At 64.1% G+C, this 20,276-nt stretch carries 24 protein-coding genes; 11 read left to right on the top strand and 13 right to left on the bottom strand.

Annotation, left to right across the window (positions count from 1 at the left end; all coding sequences use genetic code 11):
• The 6 genes from ACIBI6_RS25185 to ACIBI6_RS25160 all read left to right on the top strand — a co-directional run bounded on the left by ACIBI6_RS25185 (position 1) and on the right by ACIBI6_RS25160 (position 5,110).
• Entirely contained in the window at positions 1-1,269 is a 1,269-nt protein-coding gene (locus ACIBI6_RS25185) for an aromatic ring-hydroxylating dioxygenase subunit alpha (protein WP_396958080.1), read from the top strand.
• Entirely contained in the window at positions 1,253-1,594 is a 342-nt protein-coding gene (locus tag ACIBI6_RS25180) for a hypothetical protein (protein WP_327100718.1), read from the top strand. The genes ACIBI6_RS25185 and ACIBI6_RS25180 overlap by 17 nt, the downstream gene beginning before the upstream one ends.
• A gap of 3 nt (positions 1,595-1,597) precedes the next feature.
• The gene (locus ACIBI6_RS25175; RefSeq protein WP_396958079.1) at positions 1,598-2,815 is read left to right on the top strand and encodes an amidohydrolase family protein; all 1,218 of its coding nucleotides are present in this window, start codon (positions 1,598-1,600) and stop codon (positions 2,813-2,815) included.
• Complete coding sequence (locus ACIBI6_RS25170; protein ID WP_396958078.1) at positions 2,802-3,218, top strand: nuclear transport factor 2 family protein; 417 nt, start codon at positions 2,802-2,804, stop codon at positions 3,216-3,218. Before ACIBI6_RS25175 ends, ACIBI6_RS25170 begins: the two co-directional genes overlap by 14 nt.
• Positions 3,219-3,220: 2 nt before the next feature.
• Entirely contained in the window at positions 3,221-4,309 is a 1,089-nt protein-coding gene (locus ACIBI6_RS25165) for an acyl-CoA dehydrogenase family protein (RefSeq protein ID WP_396958211.1), read from the top strand.
• Positions 4,310-4,375: 66 nt separating this feature from the next.
• Positions 4,376-5,110 (top strand): acyl-CoA dehydrogenase family protein, encoded by a 735-nt coding sequence (locus ACIBI6_RS25160; RefSeq protein ID WP_364343114.1) that lies wholly within the window; start codon positions 4,376-4,378, stop codon positions 5,108-5,110.
• Between the two features lie 110 nt (positions 5,111-5,220).
• On the opposite strand, the gene ACIBI6_RS25155 is transcribed toward ACIBI6_RS25160, so the two are convergent.
• The 6 genes from ACIBI6_RS25155 to ACIBI6_RS25130 form a co-directional block, all read right to left on the bottom strand.
• Entirely contained in the window at positions 5,221-5,739 is a 519-nt protein-coding gene (locus ACIBI6_RS25155) for a hypothetical protein (RefSeq protein ID WP_396958077.1), read from the bottom strand.
• A 43-nt stretch (positions 5,740-5,782) separates the two neighbouring features.
• Positions 5,783-6,250, bottom strand: a complete 468-nt coding sequence (locus ACIBI6_RS25150) for an NUDIX domain-containing protein (RefSeq protein WP_396958076.1) — start codon at positions 6,248-6,250, stop codon at positions 5,783-5,785.
• 330 nt (positions 6,251-6,580) lie between these two features.
• Positions 6,581-6,769, bottom strand: a complete 189-nt coding sequence (locus ACIBI6_RS25145; protein WP_396958075.1) for a hypothetical protein — start codon at positions 6,767-6,769, stop codon at positions 6,581-6,583.
• Positions 6,766-7,041 (bottom strand): hypothetical protein, encoded by a 276-nt coding sequence (locus ACIBI6_RS25140; RefSeq protein ID WP_396958074.1) that lies wholly within the window; start codon positions 7,039-7,041, stop codon positions 6,766-6,768. The genes ACIBI6_RS25145 and ACIBI6_RS25140 overlap by 4 nt, the downstream gene beginning before the upstream one ends.
• On the bottom strand, positions 7,038-7,562 hold the full coding sequence (locus ACIBI6_RS25135) for a hypothetical protein (protein WP_396958073.1): 525 nt from the start codon (positions 7,560-7,562) through the stop codon (positions 7,038-7,040). The genes ACIBI6_RS25140 and ACIBI6_RS25135 overlap by 4 nt, the downstream gene beginning before the upstream one ends.
• Complete coding sequence (locus tag ACIBI6_RS25130; RefSeq protein WP_396958072.1) at positions 7,559-7,879, bottom strand: hypothetical protein; 321 nt, start codon at positions 7,877-7,879, stop codon at positions 7,559-7,561. The genes ACIBI6_RS25135 and ACIBI6_RS25130 overlap by 4 nt, the downstream gene beginning before the upstream one ends.
• Positions 7,880-8,092: 213 nt before the next feature.
• Here ACIBI6_RS25130 and ACIBI6_RS25125 point away from each other — a divergent pair, with 213 nt between their 5' ends.
• Positions 8,093-8,947 (top strand): DUF5919 domain-containing protein, encoded by an 855-nt coding sequence (locus ACIBI6_RS25125; protein WP_396958071.1) that lies wholly within the window; start codon positions 8,093-8,095, stop codon positions 8,945-8,947.
• Complete coding sequence (locus ACIBI6_RS25120) at positions 8,944-9,741, top strand: inositol monophosphatase family protein (RefSeq protein ID WP_396958070.1); 798 nt, start codon at positions 8,944-8,946, stop codon at positions 9,739-9,741. The genes ACIBI6_RS25125 and ACIBI6_RS25120 overlap by 4 nt, the downstream gene beginning before the upstream one ends.
• A 557-nt stretch (positions 9,742-10,298) precedes the next feature.
• Here the strand turns inward: ACIBI6_RS25120 and ACIBI6_RS25115 are convergent.
• The 4 genes from ACIBI6_RS25115 to ACIBI6_RS25100 all read right to left on the bottom strand — a co-directional run bounded on the left by ACIBI6_RS25115 (position 10,299) and on the right by ACIBI6_RS25100 (position 14,998).
• Positions 10,299-11,654, bottom strand: a complete 1,356-nt coding sequence (locus ACIBI6_RS25115) for a cytochrome P450 (protein WP_364342985.1) — start codon at positions 11,652-11,654, stop codon at positions 10,299-10,301.
• Positions 11,655-12,046: 392 nt separating this feature from the next.
• Positions 12,047-12,829, bottom strand: a complete 783-nt coding sequence (locus ACIBI6_RS25110) for an enoyl-CoA hydratase (protein WP_396958069.1) — start codon at positions 12,827-12,829, stop codon at positions 12,047-12,049.
• Between the two features lie 11 nt (positions 12,830-12,840).
• Positions 12,841-14,016 (bottom strand): acyl-CoA dehydrogenase family protein, encoded by a 1,176-nt coding sequence (locus ACIBI6_RS25105; protein ID WP_364342991.1) that lies wholly within the window; start codon positions 14,014-14,016, stop codon positions 12,841-12,843.
• Complete coding sequence (locus ACIBI6_RS25100) at positions 14,000-14,998, bottom strand: acyl-CoA dehydrogenase family protein (protein WP_364342994.1); 999 nt, start codon at positions 14,996-14,998, stop codon at positions 14,000-14,002. Before ACIBI6_RS25100 ends, ACIBI6_RS25105 begins: the two co-directional genes overlap by 17 nt.
• A gap of 176 nt (positions 14,999-15,174) precedes the next feature.
• On the opposite strand from ACIBI6_RS25100, the gene ACIBI6_RS25095 reads away from it, so the two are divergent.
• Genes ACIBI6_RS25095 through ACIBI6_RS25085 form a run of 3 tightly spaced genes read left to right on the top strand, consistent with a single transcriptional unit; the run spans position 15,175 to position 17,776 of the window.
• Positions 15,175-15,828 (top strand): TetR/AcrR family transcriptional regulator, encoded by a 654-nt coding sequence (locus ACIBI6_RS25095; RefSeq protein WP_364342997.1) that lies wholly within the window; start codon positions 15,175-15,177, stop codon positions 15,826-15,828.
• A gap of 45 nt (positions 15,829-15,873) precedes the next feature.
• Positions 15,874-16,692 carry an acyl-CoA thioesterase gene (locus ACIBI6_RS25090; RefSeq protein ID WP_396958068.1) on the top strand — a complete coding sequence of 273 codons (819 nt, stop codon included), beginning with the start codon at positions 15,874-15,876 and terminating at the stop codon, positions 16,690-16,692.
• 19 nt (positions 16,693-16,711) lie between these two features.
• On the top strand, positions 16,712-17,776 hold the full coding sequence (locus ACIBI6_RS25085; RefSeq protein ID WP_396958067.1) for a dihydrodipicolinate reductase: 1,065 nt from the start codon (positions 16,712-16,714) through the stop codon (positions 17,774-17,776).
• A 63-nt stretch (positions 17,777-17,839) separates the two neighbouring features.
• Here the strand turns inward: ACIBI6_RS25085 and ACIBI6_RS25080 are convergent, their stop codons facing one another.
• Genes ACIBI6_RS25080 through ACIBI6_RS25070 form a run of 3 tightly spaced genes read right to left on the bottom strand, consistent with a single transcriptional unit; the run spans position 17,840 to position 20,265 of the window.
• Positions 17,840-18,643 carry an SDR family oxidoreductase gene (locus ACIBI6_RS25080; RefSeq protein ID WP_396958066.1) on the bottom strand — a complete coding sequence of 268 codons (804 nt, stop codon included), beginning with the start codon at positions 18,641-18,643 and terminating at the stop codon, positions 17,840-17,842.
• 37 nt (positions 18,644-18,680) lie between these two features.
• Positions 18,681-19,823: a thiolase family protein gene (locus ACIBI6_RS25075; RefSeq protein ID WP_364343009.1), complete on the bottom strand. Its 1,143-nt coding sequence runs from the start codon at positions 19,821-19,823 to the stop codon at positions 18,681-18,683.
• Between the two features lie 25 nt (positions 19,824-19,848).
• Entirely contained in the window at positions 19,849-20,265 is a 417-nt protein-coding gene (locus ACIBI6_RS25070) for a Zn-ribbon domain-containing OB-fold protein (RefSeq protein ID WP_396958065.1), read from the bottom strand.
• Positions 20,266-20,276: the final 11 nt, after the last annotated feature.

Raw genomic sequence — 20,276 nt, 5'->3', positions numbered from 1 at the left:
TTGCCACACTTCACCAAACCGACGGCGGGCAGCTGGACGGAAAACTATCCCGAACTCGGCACCGAGGTCGTCGACTTCACCGACTCGACCGATCCCCAGTTCTACAAGGACGAGCAGGAAGCCATCTTCAAAAAGAGCTGGCTCAATGTCGGCCGCGTCGAGCGGCTGCCCCGTGTCGGCAGCTATTTCACCAGGGAGCTGGCCTGCGTCAACGCCTCGCTGGTCATCGTCAAGGACCACGATCAGCAGGTGCGGGCCTACTACAACATCTGCAGGCACCGCGGCAACAAACTGGTCTGGGACGACTACCCCGGCGAGGAGACCGCCGGGAGCTGCCGACAGTTCACCTGCAAATATCACGCCTGGCGCTACAGCCTCGAGGGCGAGGCCACCTTCGTCCAGCAGGAGAAGGAGTTCTTCGACCTCGATAAGAGCAAGTTCGGGCTCAAGGCCGTGCGCTGCGAGGTGTGGGAAGGCTTCATCTTCGTCAACCTCGACGACAACGCCCAGCCGTTGCAGGGATATCTCGGCGCATGGGCAAAAGGCCTGGAGGGCTACCCCTTCCACGAGATGACCGAGGTCTACAGCTACAAGGCCGAGATCGGCAGCAACTGGAAACTGTTCATCGATGCCTTCGCCGAGTTCTACCACGCGCCGGTGCTGCATATGAAGCAGGCGGTCAAGGACGAGGCCGACAAGCTGCTCAATGTCGGCTTCGAGGCACTGCACTACGAATGCTGGACCCCGCACTCGATGGTGTCTTCGTGGGGCGGTATGGCCCCGCCGAAGGACATCAATATGGTCAAGCCGATCGAGCGGGAGCTGCGCAGCGGCCTGTTCGGTCCATGGGACCGGCCCGATATCGAGGGGCTGGATCCGCTGCCGTCCGGGGTCAACCCCGCCGGCCACAAGGCCTGGGGCATCGACGAATTCGAGGTCTTCCCCAACTTCGGCATCCTCATCTGGGCGCCGGGCTGGTACCTGACCTACCACTACTGGCCGACCGCGGTGAACAAGCACATCTTCGAGGCGAATCTGTACTTCGTGCCGTCGACGAGCGCGCGTGAACGTCTCGGCAAGGAACTGGCGGCGGTCACTTTCAAGGAATACGCGCTGCAGGACGCCAACACCCTCGAAGCGACCCAGACCATGCTCGAGACCGGTGTGATCACCGAATTCCCGCTCAACGACCAGGAAGTGCTGCTGCGCCACCTGCACCTCACCGTTCAGAAGATCGTCAAGGAGTACCGCGATGCCCGAAACAACTGAGAAGGCGCTGCCCGCCGAATTCGCCGACCTGGACCGGTTTTCGGACTGGATCCTGGCCACCGAGCCCGAGCGTTACGCCAAGCGGCTGGCCTCCCCGATGGAGGAGATGCAGGACCTGTACGACACCGTTTTCCCGCGCCTGCAGGCGGCGCTGGACTACTGCGACAAGTTCGAGTGGTCCGACCTGCCCGATGACGCCCGGCACCTGTTCCACCTGCTGCAGTCGCTGGTGATGGTGTCGTTCCCGATCGAGGTGTGGAAGCAGCCGCGGGTGCCCGATTCCGGCGCCGCCTACCTCGACGTGATCAAGGAGCCGGTGGTCTAAACCATGCTGACACTGAAGGCGGCCGGTCTACTCGATATCGACACCGGCGAGATAGTCCGACCCGGCATCGTTCGCATCGACGGCGATCGGATCGTCGGCGTCGGCGCGACCGCGGACGACGGCGACGAGGTCATCGATCTCGGTGATGTGGTGCTGCTGCCCGGCCTGATGGATATGGAGGTCAACCTCCTCATGGGCGGTCGCGGCGAGACCGGCCTGGCCTCCAGTGTGAAAGACGATCCGGCACTGCGCATGCTGCGTGCGGTGGGCAATTCCCGCCGCACGCTGCGGGCCGGTTTCACCACCGTGCGCAACCTCGGGCTGTTCGTGAAGACCGGCGGCTACCTGTTGGATGTGGCGCTCGGCAAGGCGATCGACGCGGGCTGGATCGAGGGCCCGCGGATCGTCCCGGCGGGCCACGCGATCACACCCACCGGTGGCCACCTGGATCCGACCATGTTCTCCGCCTTCGCGCCCGACGTGCTGAAGCTGACCCTCGAGGAGGGCATCGCCAACGGCGTCGACGAGGTGCGCAAGGCGGTGCGGTACCAGATCAAGCACGGCGCGCAGCTGATCAAGATCTGCGTCTCCGGTGGCGTCATGTCACTCACCGGAGCTCCTGGGGCGCAACACTATTCGGACGAGGAGCTGCGCGCGATCGTCGACGAGGCGCACCGGCGCGGGCTCAAGGTCGCCGCCCACACGCACGGTGCGGAGGCGGTCAAACATGCCGTCGACGCCGGAATCGACTGCATCGAGCACGGCTTCCTCATCGACGACGAGGCGATCAAGATGATGGTGGCGGCGGGCACCTGGCTGGTGCCGACCACCCGGCTCGCCGATGCGATGGATGTATCCAAGGCGGATCCGGCCTTGCAGGCCAAGGCCGCCGAGATGTTCCCGAAGGCCCGCACCTCGGTCCGGGCGGCCTACGAGGCCGGAGTGAAGATCGCCGTCGGCACCGACGCACCGGCGATCCCGCACGGCCGCAACGCCGACGAATTGGTGGCACTGGTCGATCGCGGCATGAGCCCGATCGATGTCCTGCGCGCGGCCACTGTGCGCGCGGCCGAACTGATCGATGTCACCGACCGTGGACGGCTGGCCGAGGGACAGCTGGCCGACATCATCGGCGTGCCGGGAGATCCGTTGCGCGACATCACCGCCACCCAGAACGTGCGGTTCGTCATGAAAGGCGGCAAGGTCCATGTCCAGAAATGATGATCTGCTGGAGATCCAGCAGCTGCTGGCCCGCTACGCGGTGACGATCACCAAGGGCGATATCGATGGCCTGCTCGCGGTATTCACCCCCGACGGCACCTACAGCGCATTCGGTGACACCTACACCCTCGATCTGTTCCCGGATCTGGTCGCGGCCGCGCCGAAGGGGCTATTCCTCACGGGCACACCGGTTCTCGATATCGACGGGGACACCGCCGCGGGCACCCAGCCGCTGTGCTTCATCGACCACAGCACCCACGATATGCGCATCGGCTACTACACCGACAGCATCGTGCGGACCGAGGACGGATGGCGGCTGAAGACGCGCCGAATGACCTTCATTCGCCGCAGCGGCGTGCACGATTCGGGCATCCCACACGCCTTCGAGAACACCCGCGGATGACCATGGACGTGTCCGAATTCCGGTCCGGCGTGCGGGCCTGGCTGGACGAACACGATCTTTCCCCCGGTCCGGATCATTCGCTGGACGGTCAGGTCGCGCAATTGGCCCGCGTGCGCCGGGCCCTCTACGACGCGGACTGGATGCGCTACGGCTGGCCCGCCGCGGTCGGCGGTCTCGGTGGGCCCGCAATGCTCCGCGCGATTCTCGGTGAGGAGGTCGCCACCCGCGATCTGGCCGAGCCCGGACTCTATTCGATGGTCGAAGTCCTTGCGCCCACAATGATTTCATACGCGCGCCCGGACCTGGCCGCGGAAATGGTGCCATTGCTGCTGTCGGGCCGCGAACAGTGGTGCCAGGGCTTCTCGGAGCCGGGTTCGGGCAGCGACCTCGCCTCGCTGACGACGAAAGCCGTTGCGCGTGGCGATGATTGGGTGGTCAACGGCCAGAAGGTGTGGACCAGCCTCGCCCAGTATTCGGCGCGCTGCGTCCTGCTGACCCGCACGGCCCCCGGGCACGACGGGATCACCGCGTTCTTCCTCGACATGGACTCCCCCGGCATCACGGTGCGTCCGCTGCGCACCATGCACGGTGTCGACGAATTCGCGGAGGTGTACTTCGACGATGTCGTGGTGCCCGGTGACCGCATGCTCGGACAGCCCGGCGACGGCTGGCGGGTCGCGATGGATCTGCTCCCGCACGAGCGCTCCACCTGCTTCTGGCACCGGGGCGCTTATCTTTTCACCCGGCTCGACCGATTGGCGGCGGCGGCCACGGTGGCCGACGATGCCGACCTCGGTGCCGCTTATCTGGCGTTGCATACGTTGCGCTGCCGCTCCCGGCTGACCCAGCAGCGACTGGCGGCCGGTGCGCACCTCGGACCGGAAACCTCGATCGACAAGGTGCTGCTGGCCAGCGCCGAACAGCAACTGTTCGACACCATTCGCGACGTGCTGCCCGGCTCGGTGGAGCTCACCGATCCCGAATTGCGCACCGAATTCCTCTATTCACGCGCGGCCACCATCTACGGCGGAACGGCCGAGATCCAGCGCAACATCATCGCGCGCCGTCTGCTCGACCTGGGCAAGGAGTAAGCCGTGACCGGCATCGATACCGATACTGCCGAGCTCGAACTGCTCACCGACACGCTGCGTAAGACGATGACGGCGTCGTCGGGTCAGCAACTCGATCAGGCGCTGACCGACCTCGGTTGGCCCGACCTACTCACCGCAATGCCGGACGTAGCAATACCTTTGGTGTTCCGCCTGCTGGGCGAGACCGGCGCGCACGCGCCACTGCTCAACGACGTCATCGCCCACGCCACCGGTACGCCGCTCGGCACCGCGCACCCGCTGCCGTTCGCGGGCGGGTCGTGGGTGGTCTGGGAACGCACCGATCGCCCCGGCACCACGGTGGACGAGGAACTCCCCCTGCACTCGGTACGGACCGGAGCCGCTGGCGGGGTGGCTGCCGGTCGTCGCGCCCTGGCCTGGTGGCTGCTCGGCTGTAGCCGCGCCATGCTGGCGCTGGCCCGCCGACATGCCCTGGACCGCAAGCAATTCGGGCGTCCCGTCGCATCGTTCCAAGCGATCCGCCACCGCCTCGCCGAGACGCTGGTCGCCATCGAAGGCGCCGAGGCCACACTGACGGCCGCCGACGACGAGTTCGGCGCCCTGCTGGCCAAAGCCGCCGCCGGGCGCGCCGCATTGATCGCGGCTCGACACTGTCAGCAGACACTCGGCGGTATCGGCTTCACCGCCGAACACGACCTACAGCGGCATATCCGCCGTGTCCTGATTCTGGACGGATTGCTCGGCAGCACAAGGGAACTCACCCGTGAGGCGGGCACCCGCATCCGCACTACCGGCGCGGCACCGCGCCTGGTTCATCTGTAAACCAATCCCCCGAGGCACCTGCCATGAAATTCGCTCCAACCGCGATCGGCTATCTCCGCAGCGATGTATCCGGAATACGGCAAGGGTGGGACGAAACCCAGATCCGGAGCCTAGCCGGACGTCTCGGCTACAACCTCACCAAAACCGTTGCCTTCAGCGCCAAGACCGACAATCCGGTGACACGACTGGTCGCCCTGGCCCGGAAGATGAACGCGGACGCGGTAATCGCGCCCGGCCTGATCCATTTCGGCGGTGTGATACCGCGCGAACTGGACCAGGTCACGGCCGTGATCACCGTCGTATCGGAAACTGTCTGAACCGAATACGAAGGAGTCCCAGGTGCGGGTCTGGTCATCATCGGCCGCCACCACGATCCACGGCGTCACGATATCGGCGCTACTCGCCGCAGGAACATCAACACCGCGCACCGACAACCAGCGACGAGCCTGACGGCCACGGCCGTCCATGCCAATGTCGTTGGTTATGAGCAGCGTTGGCACATCTGACGCCGACAGTGCCGCCGCGGTCATCGGCGCATCAGCAGCAATCGAGTACTCGACGCCTTTGACTGCCGCACCATGATTTGCCGGGAGGAAGTGCGGCACGCTCCACAACTCGGCCAGCGCCAAGTAGCTGACGCACACAACCGGACCCCCGCATGCGGCCACCGAGCTACCAGCCGTAAATCGAGAAAGACGTTCCGTCGGTGATGTGCTTCATCGCCACCCGGCAGTAGTCGATCATGTGGTCCGGCGAGCCACCCAGCGCGAACCAATCGAGCGCACTGCACTTTTCAGGCTCACGGTTGGTTGGTTCGCCCTGCCAGACGGTCACGGTGAAGAAGAAGGCCACGCGGCCACCAGACGACGAGTTATGCATGACGTGGCTGAACTGCACGTCTTCGGGCTTGATCGTCACGCCGATCTCTTCTTCGGCCTCGCGGATCAGAGCGGCGATCACGGATTCGTCGGCTTCCAGATGCCCGGAGGGCAGGTGCCATGCGCCATCCTCGAACCTGGTGTTCTGGCGCTGCCCATAGAGCACACTGTCGCCGCGGCGCAGAATCAGGTGGACGTCGCCAGTCGCCTTGTACCGCTGCGGCTTTGCTTCATAGGTAGTTTTGGTTGCCGTACTACTCATAAATGCTTCCTTTCGCTCAATTGTTGTTGTTGATGCCGCGCCCCTGCGGCAGAAGCTCGTGAAGCGCCCCGAGCCTAATGCGCGGCCAGCGTGCCGAATATGCGCCGGACGCATACCCGCAAGGTAACCGCTGGCATAGAACCGGTCGGCCACCCGGACCAGGCTCAACCTGGGACCGCCCCACAGCGGCCCGGTCGCCAAGGGAAGGAACCAGGATATGACGGTCAGAACCGTCCCCTGCCACGCACAGCCGGGGACGGTGTTGTGACGTGCACGGGTCACAACGTTCTTCTGCGCGCTTCCTGGCGATCGACGGCGGCGGGACGTAGCTCACTGGGCTTGTTCCGCGATGCGGATGCGCTCGAGCGCGGCGGCCAGGCGCGGGCAGGAGGTGTAGGTGCAGGCGCCTTTATCCCGGTGGACGACGACGATGCCGTGGGCGTGCTCGTAGGTCAGGCTGGGGGGCACCTTGTCGCAGCGGTCCATCTCGCGCGCCATCTCGGGAGTGAGCCGGTTCACCGTTCGCTCCATTCGCGGACCGCATCAGCTATCCGCTCGACGAATTCAACCGACTGGCTAATCGGGCGCGGTGGCCCGACGAACGCAGTCCGCTCGGGCAAGTCGGCGATCTCGGTGTCGACTATGGAGGTGGCGTCGATGTCGATGCATGCTGCCCCAAGCGCTGGAGTGGGCTCGGGCTCGGGCAGCTCGACGGCATCGAATTCGTCGACCCATCCGTCGTCACCGACGAGACCCCTTGTGCCGTCGCTGAACTCGATGTAGCCGCTCATGACTCGCCCTGCTCCGGCTCGCACTCCACGTGACGCCGAGAGGGTGTGCGCAGGGGCAAACGGGATGTGCCAGAGAGCAACGCGGCGCGGAATTCGTCGTATGCGTCGAACAGCCCTGCCAACCGGGCCTCGTTGCCACCACCTCGGCCAGCTTTGCGCTCGGCGTACGCAACCACAGCCACGTATCCGATCGCGGCAGCGAACTCTCCGACGGTGTACGCGGCCACCTCGGCGTCCGGGGACGGATCGAGTCGCACCGAGGCGGCAATGTGCTGGTCGATCACGCGGATGCACCGCGCGGTGCCGGAGACCGCCGTGGCGAGCTGACCGGCGGCCTGGAGCATCGCGGCGGCATCGGCTGGGTTGTGGTGGTCGGCGAGTATCGCGAGGGACAGGAACCGCCGCTGATGGAGTTGGGACATCGCGGTGACAGCGGCGCAGACCGGGGCGTCGGTGCTGCCGCCTTTGATCGCCTCGACCAGGCTTTCACTAGTGGGTAACGTCATCGCCTCGGTGCTCATCGGACAGCCTCCCGAGTCGGACGGATCAGTCCAGCATCCACGCGAGTCCAATACGCCTTGTGCTTAGAGTCGCACAGTTCACTACTGCATTCGAGGTGCTGTTGGAGGACGAGCGCGGCGTCGTCGGCGGTGAATCCTTCCGGTGGTGCGGGATGAATTCGCTCGACCGCCACCCGGTCGAGGATCTCGGCGGCAGGCACGGCGCCTTCGGGAAGAGCGTCTTTGCCGAGGATGTAGGGCAGTCCATAGAAGATGGTCCACAGCAGGAATCCCACTGCGAGGACGATAATTATCAGTGTGATCAGTTCAGTGGGCATTGGGCGACTTCCCTACCGGACCAACGACTTTCGGCTTCATGTAACTCCCCTCGGTAAGATCCTGACAATCTGCTCACCCAGGATGTTGTTTACGGAGATCTCGTCTCGCCGCCGCCGATGTCTCAGCTTCCGCGAAAAGGTCTCTTCTCTGTCTCTTCTTCGTGCTAGAGTCCTGCCAAGGCATCGGAGCTACGCTGCAAGGGGGGCGACCTTGTGACCACTGTCCTCAAAGCCCTACTCCAGCAGCGTCACCTGCAAACCGTCGCGGCGTTCAACCGCGAGTACGACCGGGTAGCCGAGAAGATCGACCGTGATCTCGTCGGTTACGGCCCTAAAAGAGCGCAATTCTATCGCTGGCTCTCGGGAGATATATCCGGCCATCCGTACCCTGATCATTGCCGCATTCTCCAGATGATGTTTCCCGATTGGACAATTGCAGAACTGTTCGAGCAATACTCCGGATCGCCAGATGATCTGAGGCGGACGAAGCAACCTGTATCAAGGCCGATCAGTGGCGAGCCTGAACTCGCAGGTATCGAGGCAGTTTTCTCGAACCGACTCGAATTCTTGAGAGCAATGCCGCCACAAGAGCTACTGAAGACCGCTCAGACAATCGACATGGCGGGACTGTCACTGAATATGCTGTGCCAGCAGTACTCAGATAGTGAAATCCTGAGATTGTTGGAGAACGGCTCGGTCATCAGGTGTCTATTTCTAGATCCAAACGGAAATTCGATTCGATCCCGAGAGATCGAGGAAGGGCATCCCGCCGGACTACTGGTGAACCTAACGGACACGAACATTCGTACCCTGGAAAGAGTCCGCAAGAGGATCGCGTCGGACGCACGCGGATCGCTTCAGATTCGCACGTACGATCAGCCCATCAGATTCAACATAACGATTATCGACTCAACGGTATGCGTAATGCAGCCGTACTTACCTCTGGTCAGGGGCGTTGAATCGCCGACGTTCGTAGCGCGGAAGTCCGAAGAATCGGGGATCTTGGAAATATTCACAGAAGTATTCGAGAGCATGTGGTTGGGAGCCAAAGAAAGGGTTCCCGGGTGACGAGCTCCGACGAGCTGCTGACGGTTGGGCGTTTAGCGGCCGAGGAAGGCTGCCGACTTCTGAGGACTGCTGAACCAGGAAAAATCACGGTCAAAGACGACCGTGATTTCGTTACGGATCTCGACCTACGCATCCAAGAGAAGGTCTGCCGGTTTCTCGGCAGCCGTACTCCGGGCATCGGATTCGTTGGAGAAGAAGCTGGCCAGCATGAGGAGTCCGACCACGAACAGCCCTATCGCTGGATACTCGACCCCATAGACGGGACGTCGAATTTCATTCATGGGATCCCGCTGTGCGCTGTGTCATTAGCTCTGGTGCACAACGGTATTCCGGTGATCGGCATCATCAAGGCGCCATTCTTGGACCTGGAGTACCATGCGAGCGCGGGGCATGGTGCCTTCCGAAACGATGCTCGAATAAAGGTGAGTCACACGAATTCTCTTGAAAATGCGATCGTTTCGATAGGTGACTATGCCGTCGGAGCCGATGCTGCCGAGAAGAATCGGCAGCGCTTCGCCGTGACAACCGCGCTCGCGGGACGAGTCGAGCGAGTGCGCATGCTCGGATCGGCAGCATTGGATCTCGCCTGGGTCGCCGACGGGCGCCTCGACGCATGCGTCTCGATGTCCAACAAGCCGTGGGATACCGCGGCTGGCGTTCTTATCGCACGCGAAAGTGGCGCTGTCGTAACGGATTCCGATGGCAGTGCGCACAGCCTGACTGCGGAACATACCATCGCGGCAAGCCCGGCCATTGCTCCGCTCTTGCTCGATCTGATCGCAAGCGCCCGGTAGCAACGCCGCCAGATCGGCAACGGATTAGTTGCATTCGATGAACGAGCACTGCCCGATCTCGCCCAGGCCCGTGAATGGTTCCCCCACTACTTCCCGCTGTGGGACGCCGTGCGAACCGAGTTCTGGAGCCTCGTCGCAACCGGTAACGAGTCACTGACTTCCGAAAGGAATTACGCCCGCTGATCGGAGAGCTTCGCGTCACCCACTGCGACGGCGCCACCGCAACCTGGCACGCGATCGACAGCAATATCCACATCGTCGCGTTCAGGCGCTCCGACAACCCGCCGAAGCGGATGGAGCACCCACACTTCTCGGCCAGATGCTCGCCGCCGCCCCAGACCTGAAGAACTTGTGGCTGCAAGTGATTACCGACTACGACATGGAACGCCGCCCACTGATGGGTCTGTCACCGTCGATGACGTTCACCCGCCGCACCGATTCACCGAGCTCCTGGCAACAGGAACGGACATGTCAGCCGTAATCCTTTTCTCCCGCCTGCCGTGTAACCCATTTCCTTCCTTGGTGATTCGGCTGCTTCCAACCAACTCTTCACAAGGCTATTGCCGTTCGGTCACCGTCGCGATGACCGGGAACTTGGTGTTGAGGGTCAGCGCGGAGATCGGTGTGAGGTCCGGGTTGTCGATGGTCAGCTCGAACCGGCTGACTATGGTCGAGAGCGCCAGCTGCATCTCCATCATCGCGAATGCGTTGCCGATGCAGAGGTGTCCGCCCGCGCCGAAGGGCAGCCACAAGTTCCGGTCACGGCCGGCGACCGCGTCGGCGGCGAAGCGGTCCGGGTCGAAGGTATCGGGCCGGTCCCAACACTCGGGGTTTCGGTGCGCGTGGTAGAAGCTGTACATCAGCGGCGTGCCTGCCGGGATGTGGTAGCCCCCGATCTCATCGTCTTCGGCGGCGCGCCGCTGCCCCATCCATGCCGGCGGTTTGAGCCGCAACACCTCTTCGAGCACCTGCTTGCTGTAGGGCAGCGTGGGCAGGTCGGCCAGGGTGGCATGCCTGCCGGTCAAGGCGCTGTCAACGTCATCGCGCAGCCGCTGGTGCACCTCCGGATGCAGTTGCAACAGCAGTATGGCCGACGTCAATGCCGAGGAGCTGGTCTCGTGACCGGCGAAGAGCATGGTGACGACCTCGTCACGCAGTTCCAGGTCCGTGAGTTTCTCGTTGGTATCGGCGTCCGTGGAGTTGATGAGCATAGACAGCAGCCCACCGCTGCCGGAGTCGCGCAAGTCGTCGATCACCTTGTAGACGATGGCATCCATTTCGGCGATCCCGCGCCAGAAGCGGCGATGGCTGGGCGTCGGAAACTTCAAGGGAACCAAGGGCATTCGCACGAACTTCCCCAACTCGGCGTTCACCTTCTGCGTCGCGCGGGCGAAGCCGGTGACCTCCGGGCCGTTGGGATCCAATCCGAACAGCGCCCGCACCACGATCCGCAGCGTGAGGTGGCTCATCTGCTCACCGATGTCGACCGTCCGTCCGGCGCGGGCGTGTTCGGCCCATTCGTCACACATGGAGTCGATCTCGGCCACCATGATCTCGCTCAGCGCACTGATCTTCTTGTGGTGGAAGGCCGGTTGGACGAGGCGCCGGTTGCGTCTCCACCGGTTGTGGTCGGCGATGGTCGCCAGCCCTCGCCCCACGAACGGCTCGATGATGTCGTACATCTGGGTCTCGCGGGTGAAGTTCGCCATGCGTTCCTGCAAGACGTACTTGATGTGGTGGGGATGGGTGATCCCGACCATGCTCCCGTTGATCAGTTGGAACCGAAAGACGTCGCCGTGGTGGGTCATGGAGTCGGAGAGGAACGAGATCGGGTCGACGACAAAATGTTTGGTATTCCGGAGGCGGCCGGCGACCATCGGGGGCAGGCCGCTGACTGTGGAGGTGGAAGACATGACAATAAGTAGAACCGATCTCCTCGGAATCCGGCTGATTTTCAGTAGTTGTGACTGGAGGCCAACTCCCGCAACAGGTCCCGGCCGGCAAAGCGGCTGACGTTCTCATCGCAGGCGAAAGTGGCGCTTTCGTAACGGATTCCGATGGCAGCGCGCACAGCCTGACTGCGGAACATACCATCGCGGCAAGCCCGGCCATTGCTCCGCTCTTGCTCGATCTGATCGCAAGCGCCCGGTAGCAACGCCGCCAGATCGGCAAGCGAGAGATCGTTCTCGCCGCCTCGCCTATCTGCCGATTCGACACCGCCACCATCCGCATTCGGCGAAAAGCCATTCCGCCACAACCAGAATCAGCTCCCAGGTCGCCGTCACCCGCACACGCCGCAGTCGACCTACTGCATCTTTTGCTTCATCTCGTCCAGATGGGCCAGAATCGGCAGCCCGGCGTGGCTGAGCGCATTGCCGTGGCCGGTCTGGTGCACATCGAACACCGATTGGATGGCGGCATAGAAGCCCTGTATGTCCAGCGTTTGATTCACCGCGCGCTTGGCCTGACGCAGTCCGAACGGCGGCATTTCGGCGATCTGGGTGGCCAGGGCGGTGGTCTGCGCATCCAGCTCGGCGCGCGGCACCACCTTGTTCACCATGCCGACCTGCTCGGCCTCGCGCGCGGTGACCGGGCGCCCGGTGAACAGGATCTCCTTGGCCTTGCGCGGCCCCAATTCCCAAGTGTGCCCATGATATTCGACGCCACCGATACCCATCAGCACGACCGGATCGGAGAAGAGCGCGTCCTCGGCGGCGACGATCAGATCGCACGGCCAACACAGCAGCAGCCCACCGGAGATGCAGCGCCCCTGCACCGCGGCGATGGATGGTTTCGGCACATTTCGCCAGCGCAGCGAATATTCCAGATAGCGGCGCGATTCGACGTTGTAGATCATGTCCAGGGTGATCTTGTCCGGTAGCGGCCCGCCCGAGCGCAGATCATGACCGGAGGAGAAATGCTTGCCTTCGGCCCGCAAGACGATCACCGACACGTCATCGTCGGCCGCCGCCCGTGCCCATGCCGCATCGAGTTCGTCCAGCAGTTCACCGTTTTGGGCGTTCGCGACCTCGGGACGATTCAGGGTAATGGTCGCGATCTTATCGGCGACCCCGTAGAGAATATGCATACCGAACTCCGCTACCTGGGCAGTCCGAGCACCCGCTCGGCGACGATATTGCGCTGAATTTCGGAAGTGCCGCCGGCGATGGTTCCGGCGAAGCTGCGGACATACCGCTCGAACCAGCTGCTGATGAAATTGTCATTGTTCAGCGGATTGAACGGGGCGGTCATCGCCGGATGGATCAGCCCGTCGGAGCCCTGCGCGGACAGTGCCTGTTCCGAACCGTTCTGCACCGCCTCCGAACCGAGCAGTTTCAGCACCGACAGCGCGGCGACATCCTGTTGGCCCCGCGCCGCACGCGCCAGCGCCGCCGAACCGAGCAACCGCAGCGCCTGGGCATCCATGACCAGCGTCGCGTAACGGTCGCGGTCGAGGACGGTGCGCGGGTGGAAGTCCTCGATCAACTCCTGTAACCGGTCGGCGAAACTGAGCCACAGCAGCGTGCGCTCATGTCCGAGCGAACCATTGGCCACGCCCCAGCCGCCGTGCAGCGGGCCGACCAGGTTCTCGGCAGGCACTCGGACGTCGGAGAAGAACACCTCGTTGAAGTCCAGATCGTGTGGTCCACAGATGGAGGCGAACGGTCGCCGGGTCACGCCCGGAGTTTCGGTGGGGATCAGGAGCACGCTGATTCCCTTGTGCTTGGGCGCATCCGGATCGGTTCGCACGAATGTGAGCAGTACGTCGGCGTCGTGCGCGCCGGAGGTCCATACCTTCTGCCCATTCACCACGAAATGATCGCCGTCGCGCACGGCCCGGGTGCGCAGCCCGGCCAGATCCGAACCCGCACCCGGTTCGCTCATGCCGAGCGCCGCGGTGATCTCGGCACGCAAAATCCTTACCGCCCATTGCTTCTTCTGCTCCGCGCTGCCGAACGACAATAGCGAAGCGGCGATGATGCCGAGCCCCTGCGGATTGAAGCTGTGATAGATGCGCCGCTTGGACAGCTCCTCCAAATGCACGTACTGCTGCAGGATTCCGGCATTGCGGCCACCGAATTCCGGTGCGTTGCCGGGCAGCAACCAGCCGTGGTCGAACTGCACTCGCTGCCATTCCCGCGCCCACGGCGGGACCTCCGCGCTGGAGATCGGCCGATCCCGGGCGGCTACCGCCTCGTCGGGCATGAATTCAGTGAGGAAGGCGATGAATTCGGCCCGGAACTCCTCGACCTCGGTATCAAAAGTCAGTCGCACGGTACTCCTCGGCGATCAGCGCCCGGTGCTCGGCCGCGCCGCCGAGCAGCAGCTCACCGGCTTTGGCCCGCTTTAGCGCGAACTGCAGGTCGTTTTCCCAGGTAAAGCTCATGGCGCCGAATAACTGCATGCCCCTGCCGAACACCTGCGACTGACATTCGCCCGCCGCGGCCTTGGCCATCGACGCCGCCAGCCGCCGCCGCGGATCGTTCTCCCGGATCGTCATCGCCGCGAAATACGCTAGGGCGCGCGCTCTTTCGATCGCGACATGCATATCGACGGCCTTGTGTTTGACCGCCTGGAACGAGCCGATCGGCACGCCGAACTGCTGTCGGGTGCGCACATGCTCGAGCACCATGTCCAATACCCGTCGACACGCGCCGACCATGGTCAGCGCCAGTCCCGTCGTGGCCAGGTGACGCGCGGGCTCGGGATCGACGCGCAGGTAGCGATCGTCGGGAACCCGCACACCGGCGAAGCTCGCCTCGGCGACGTGCAGTACCGGATCGAACACTGTCGCCCGCCGCATGGTCACGTCGGCGGCGGGCACCACGAAGACACCGGCCTCGGTCACGACAGCCAACTGCCGCGCCCGATCGCCGTCGAGCACATGACGCGCGGTGCCGCTCAGCACCCAGCCATCCCGGTCTCGCACCGCCGACACCCCGTCGTACACTGCGGCACCCGGTTCACCAGAGCGCACGAAATCCGGTGCGAGCGGGGCGAATTGGGTCATGGTGGCGAGATATGGGGTGGGGTCGGTGGCCCGCCCCAACTCCTCGAGCACGATTGCCAGTTCCACCGCGTCGGCTGGAGCGGTCAGGTCCATCCATCCGAGCTCGATATAGGTGCGCCACAGTCCCTCCGGATCCGCGCCCTTATCGGCCACCTCGCGGATCAGCGTCGGCGGGCACTGTTTGGCGACCACCTCACGGACGGTTTGTTGCCACAGCAGTTGATCGGAGTCGAACTCCAAAAGCATCCGGCCTGCCTCCTTGCGCTCCGACACACTTCAGAACTGAGAATAACATTCTCCACTGCGGAAAGTAAGAGTCTCGCATTTGTTCACTGACACTGCGTCCAGCCAACACGGAGACAGCACGTTCTCCGGTACAGTGCATCCATGTTCTCTCCACATGACCGAGGACCGGAGCGCCGGTGACCAGCCCGAGCGAAGAGCCAGCCTGGAAGCAGCGCGCCGTCGAGCGCTCGTTACGGACCGCGAAACTGCGCGCCGAACAGCGCGTTCAGCGCTTCCTCGACGCGGCGCAGGCCATCATCACCGAGAAGGGCAGCACCGACTTCACCGTGCAGGAAGTCGTCGATCGTTCACGTCAGTCGCTGCGCAGTTTCTATCTGCAGTTCGACGGCAAGCACGAGCTGTTACTCGCCCTTTTCGAAGACGCGCTCGTGCGCACCGCCGATCAACTGCGCGCCGCCGCCGATGCCAAGGCCGATCCGCTGCAGCAGCTGCGGGTGACCGTCGAGCTGCTGTTCGAATTGTCCCGACCCGATCCGGCCGCACAGCGCCCGCTGTTCACCGACTTCGCGCCACAGCTGCTCGTCACGCATCCGGCGCAGGTCAAGGTCGCGCACGCACCGCTGCTCGCACTGTTCACCGAGCTGATGGAGCAGGCCAAAGACGCCGATCAGCTGCGTTCGGACGCGAATCCGCGGCGTACCGCGGCGATGGTCATGCAGACGGTCATGTTCATCGCGCAGTCCACCGGCGGCACCGACGAGGAGACCGTGCACCCGATCACCGCGACCGAAGTCTGGAACTTCTGCGCACACGGCTTCACCAAGGATTGAGAATATCATTCTCAATCACGAAGAGTTTCACTTACACTCGGGGGTATGCCCGACCTCTGGAATGATCTTCTCGGCTGTCTCGACCTGACCGCTCGGCCGTCCCTCGACGACGAATCCGTCTTCGAGGGACGCAATCAGCAGCTCGAGTACTACCGCGTTTTCGGCGGGCAATTGCTCGGCCAGTTCATCCGCGCGGCCGATCTGACCTGCCCGGAGAAATCGGTCAAGTCACTGCACGCACTGTTCCCGCGCGAAGGCCGAACCGATGAGCCGATCCGCTATCGGGTGCGCCGTCATCACGAGGGCCGTTCCTTCGCCACCGTCACCATCGTCGCCGAGCAGAGTTATGGGATCGTGGCCACCGCATCGGTGTCGCTGCACGCGGAGGCGGAGGGGCCCGAGCACCAGAGCGTACCCGCCGTGCCCGCATTGCTGAGCGCCGAGCACAAGGTGACGTGGGACTTGCTGCCCTGGGAAACCCGATCGGCCGTCGATCTCGACGACACCGCTTCGGGCCCACCGGAATTCGAGTTCTGGATGCGGACGCCGGACATCGATGCGCGGCTGGCCCCGGCCATCACTGCCTACGCCACCGATCTCAACCTCATCGGCACCGCACTGCGGCCAATCGACGGTGTATGCCAGCGCGGCAACGGCACCGCATTCCATTCGGCGGTGACCTCGCACAGCATCTGGTTCCATCGACCGTTCCGCACCGACGAGTGGCTGCTGCTGCGTCAGCACAGCCCGCTCATAGCGGGCAGCCGCTGTTTCGGCCGCGGCGATGTGCTGACCGACAACGGCCGGTTGGTCGCCTCGTACGCGCAGGAAGCCATGGTGCGCTTCCCCTCCGAGGTCGGGTGACGACGTGGTCGTGAATCGAATGGGGATCAAGAGATCTGCCGACGCACCCGAAAGCCGGCCGCACCGGGTGGTGCAGTGGGCCACCGGCACCATCGGCGCGCGCGCTCTGCGCGGTGTAGTCGAGCATCCGAAGATGGAGTTGGTCGGCCTGTTCGTGCACAGTGCGGACAAGGTGGGGCGCGATGCCGGTGAGTTCTGCGATATTCCGGCCACCGGTGTGCTGGCCACCGACGACATCGACCAGATCATCGAGCTCGACGCGGACTGCGTGCTCTATATGCCGCTCGTGTTCGACGCGCAGGCGGTGATCCGCCTGCTGACATCGGGCACCAATGTGGTGACAACGTGCGGCCTGTTCCATCATCCGGCGAGCATGGATCCTGTTCTGCGCCAACGTGTTCAGCAAGCCTGTGCACTCGGCGGCACCTCCGTCCACAGCACCGGCAGTAGTCCGGGTTTCATCACCGAGGCGGTGCCGCTGGTGCTGTCCTCGATCCAGCGCCGACTGGACCAGCTGATGATCGACGAGTACGCGGATCTGTCGCAACGCGATTCACCCGCCATGCTATTCGACGTCATGGGTTTCGGGCGTCCACCAGGTGATTCCGACGCGGCCCGCGCGCAACATCTGGCCGCGAGTTTCGGACCGTCACTGCGGCTGGTCGGCGACGCACTCGGCCGGCCGCTGGATTCGATCGAGGCATACGGCTCGGTGGCGGTGGCACGCACAGTCACCCGGATTGCGGCGGGCACGATCGAACAGGGAACCGTTGCAGCCCAACGCACTACGGTTTCGGGCCTGGTGGCAGGCGAACCGGTGCTGACCTTTCGCGCCAATTGGTATTGCACCACCGATATCGAGCCCGACTGGGACCTGCGCGATACCGGATGGCACATATCGGTGGTCGGTGACGCGCCACTGGAAGTCGACCTGCGCTTCCCGATTCCCTTGGAACAAATGGCGGCCGTATCCCCCGCCTATACCGCCAACCGTGCGGTCAATGCGATTCCCTCGGTCTGTGCCGCCGAGCCCGGGATCCGGTCGACGCTCGACTTACCGCACATCACGGCCGTTCTCGGCTGAACGGTCGTCGACTCCAGAACCCATCGGCTCGGTATCTATTGTCGCAAGGGTAATTCGCGGTCATCAGCCAGTGATGTCGGCCAGCAGCGTGTCTACCCGTGCCCGCGCTCGCGTGGCCACGCCGTCGCCGGGAGCCACGTGGACACGGCCGGCTTCGATCGCGGCGATGGCGGACTCGGCGACCTCGCGCGGGGACAGGATTCCGCCGCGGGCGCCAGCGAGGGTGCGCATCGAGGGGGGCGCGCCCACCGGTAGTTCGATCGCACCCAGTGCGGCGGAATTCTGTCCGAGCGGGGTGTCGACCAGTCCCGGGCACAGCACGGTTGCGCCAAGCGCGGGGGCTGCCTGCTTCAGCTCGAGGTCGAGCGTCTCGGTCAGACCGACCACCGCGTGCATGGTGCCGGTGTAGGGCGTGCGGCCGGGCAGCGGTGCCAGACCACCGGAGGAGGCGGTGTTGAGGAAATGGCCGGCGCCCTGGTCGATGAGCAACGGCGCAAATGCCTTGACGCCGTGGACGACACCGAGGATCTTGATCCCGATCATCCGCTGCCAAGTGGCCGCGTCCTGCTCCCACAGCGGCGCGGCCGGGCACACCACACCGGCGTTATTGCAGACCAGATCCACCCGGCCGTAGGCATCCATGGCGCGCTCGGCCAGCGCGCGCACCGATGTCTCATCGCTCACGTCGGCCACTACGGCGGTGATCTCAGCGTCGCGCAATGCTGCCGCCGCCGCGATCAGGCCGTCCTCGCGGATATCGGAGATGACCAGCCGTACGCCGCGCGCGGCGAGCGCCTCGGCCAGGCCGTAGCCGATGCCGCTCGCACCGCCGGTGATCACAGCGACCTGTCCCTCACGTATCAGCATCGGCTACTCCTCCTTGCCGGGTGGGGCCGAAACGCCGTCAGAGGCTGAGAACCGATGCCGCCGCGGTACCGGGTGCCCCATAGACCTGGGCGTAGCCGACTCGGGGATTACCCGGCACTTGACGCTCGCCCGCCTGGCCGCGCAACTGCAGCACCAGTTCGTAGACCTGTCGGATACCGGAGGCGCCGATGGGCTCGCCATTGGCGATGAGGCCGCCATCGGTGTTCACCGGCAGGCGGCCGCCGATCTCGGTCGCCCCCTCGGCGAGCAACTTCTCCTGGTCGCCGTCTGCGCAGAAACCGTTCTCGGCCATATGGATAACCTCCGCACCCGCGTCGGTGTCCTGGAGTTGGATCACGTCGACATCCTCGGGGCCGATTCCGGACGCCTCGAAGGCGGCCCGCGAGGCGTACACCGTCGGCGAGACGTCCTCGTCGATGGCCGCCCAGGTGCTGTGCACCTCGTACGCGCCGTAGCGACGCGTACGGATCGCGGTCGAGCGCAGGTATACCGGATTGCTGGTGTAGCGGTGCGCGATATCTCCGCGACACATGATCACGGCCGCGGCACCCTCGTCGGGCGAGCAGAACATGAACTGCGTCAACGGATAGTTCAGCATCGTCGAGTTCAGGATCTGGTCTTCCGGAATCGGCTTGCGCCGGAAGGCGTTCGGATTGAGCGCGCCATTGCGGAAGTTCTTGGCGGCGACCTTGGCCAGGGTGCGCTGGGAGATGCCGTGCTCGTGGATGTAGCGGTTCGCCTTGATCCCGAAGAACTGGGTGGTGACGAACTGTCCGTTCTCCGCATACCAAGCGGGCAACCCGAGCTTGGCCGGATCGTCGGTGAACGCGCCGCGGGGATGTTTGTCCATGCCGACCGCGATGCCGATGTCGTATCGTCCGGACCGGATCGCCTCCGCGGTCTGTTCGATCGAACTGGCCGCGGTGGCACAGGCATTGAACACATTGGTGAACGGGATTCCGGTGAGCCCGACGAGCCGGGTCACGGCATCGGGATTGCTGACCTCATAACTGCCACCGAAGCCGAACTGGATGTCCTTCCATTCGACACCGGCGTCGGTCAGCGCCAATTGGATTGCGTCGGCGCCCATTTCGATGGCCGACTTGGCGAAGCGGCCGAACGGGTGCAGGCCGACGCCGATGATGGCAACGTCGTTCATGTCAATTCTCCTCGATAGCCGTACTTCAGGCCGGTGCGAAAGCGACCGTGACGACGTCGTTCCCGTCGTCGTCGACATAAAGGGGGACGAAGGCCAACTCGACATCCATCCCGAAGCGCAGCTCGGCCGGATCGGCCACGGTCAGCCGGGCCTCCACCCGTACGTCATCGCCCAGTTGCACCAGACCGATCCCGAACGGCTCGAAACTCTCGGCAGACTCCTTGCCCGCGTACGGCAGTTTGGGGACGAAGCCCTGGGTGGTCCAGGCCACGAGAGTGCCGCGGCGGGGCAGCAGCCGTTCGGACATGTCGGGGCCGCTGCACCTGGGGCAGCGTGCTTGTTTGGGCCAGGTGACCGCGCTGCACGCGGCGCAGCGGCTGCCGATCAACTGCGGATTCTCCGCCGGCCACGTCGAGACATCGGGCGCGAGGGCCTTTGCCATGCCGTCCTCCA

Source organism: Nocardia sp. NPDC050412 (assembly GCF_044458825.1).
Classification (GTDB): domain Bacteria; phylum Actinomycetota; class Actinomycetes; order Mycobacteriales; family Mycobacteriaceae; genus Nocardia.
The sequence above is the reverse complement of the archived record's forward strand: the minus strand, read 5'-3'. Positions and strand labels throughout refer to the sequence as shown.

Bases quoted from the DNA above. Each gene is read 5' to 3' on its own strand.
- ACIBI6_RS25165 (WP_396958211.1), top strand. From the start codon at position 3,221: ATGGACGTGTCCGAATTCCGGTCCGGCGTGCGGGCCTGGCTGGACGAA.
- ACIBI6_RS25085 (WP_396958067.1), top strand. From the start codon at position 16,712: ATGGGGATCAAGAGATCTGCCGACGCACCCGAAAGCCGGCCGCACCGG.
- ACIBI6_RS25180 (WP_327100718.1), top strand. From the start codon at position 1,253: ATGCCCGAAACAACTGAGAAGGCGCTGCCCGCCGAATTCGCCGACCTG.
- ACIBI6_RS25110 (WP_396958069.1), bottom strand. From the start codon at position 12,829: ATGCATATTCTCTACGGGGTCGCCGATAAGATCGCGACCATTACCCTG.
- ACIBI6_RS25150 (WP_396958076.1), bottom strand. From the start codon at position 6,250: ATGAGTAGTACGGCAACCAAAACTACCTATGAAGCAAAGCCGCAGCGG.
- ACIBI6_RS25130 (WP_396958072.1), bottom strand. From the start codon at position 7,879: ATGCCCACTGAACTGATCACACTGATAATTATCGTCCTCGCAGTGGGA.
- ACIBI6_RS25140 (WP_396958074.1), bottom strand. From the start codon at position 7,041: ATGAGCGGCTACATCGAGTTCAGCGACGGCACAAGGGGTCTCGTCGGT.
- ACIBI6_RS25090 (WP_396958068.1), top strand. From the start codon at position 15,874: ATGCCCGACCTCTGGAATGATCTTCTCGGCTGTCTCGACCTGACCGCT.
- ACIBI6_RS25170 (WP_396958078.1), top strand. From the start codon at position 2,802: ATGTCCAGAAATGATGATCTGCTGGAGATCCAGCAGCTGCTGGCCCGC.
- ACIBI6_RS25070 (WP_396958065.1), bottom strand. From the start codon at position 20,265: ATGGCAAAGGCCCTCGCGCCCGATGTCTCGACGTGGCCGGCGGAGAAT.
- ACIBI6_RS25175 (WP_396958079.1), top strand. From the start codon at position 1,598: ATGCTGACACTGAAGGCGGCCGGTCTACTCGATATCGACACCGGCGAG.
- ACIBI6_RS25100 (WP_364342994.1), bottom strand. From the start codon at position 14,998: ATGCTTTTGGAGTTCGACTCCGATCAACTGCTGTGGCAACAAACCGTC.
- ACIBI6_RS25075 (WP_364343009.1), bottom strand. From the start codon at position 19,823: ATGAACGACGTTGCCATCATCGGCGTCGGCCTGCACCCGTTCGGCCGC.
- ACIBI6_RS25080 (WP_396958066.1), bottom strand. From the start codon at position 18,643: ATGCTGATACGTGAGGGACAGGTCGCTGTGATCACCGGCGGTGCGAGC.
- ACIBI6_RS25135 (WP_396958073.1), bottom strand. From the start codon at position 7,562: ATGAGCACCGAGGCGATGACGTTACCCACTAGTGAAAGCCTGGTCGAG.
- ACIBI6_RS25160 (WP_364343114.1), top strand. From the start codon at position 4,376: ATGACGGCGTCGTCGGGTCAGCAACTCGATCAGGCGCTGACCGACCTC.
- ACIBI6_RS25115 (WP_364342985.1), bottom strand. From the start codon at position 11,654: ATGTCTTCCACCTCCACAGTCAGCGGCCTGCCCCCGATGGTCGCCGGC.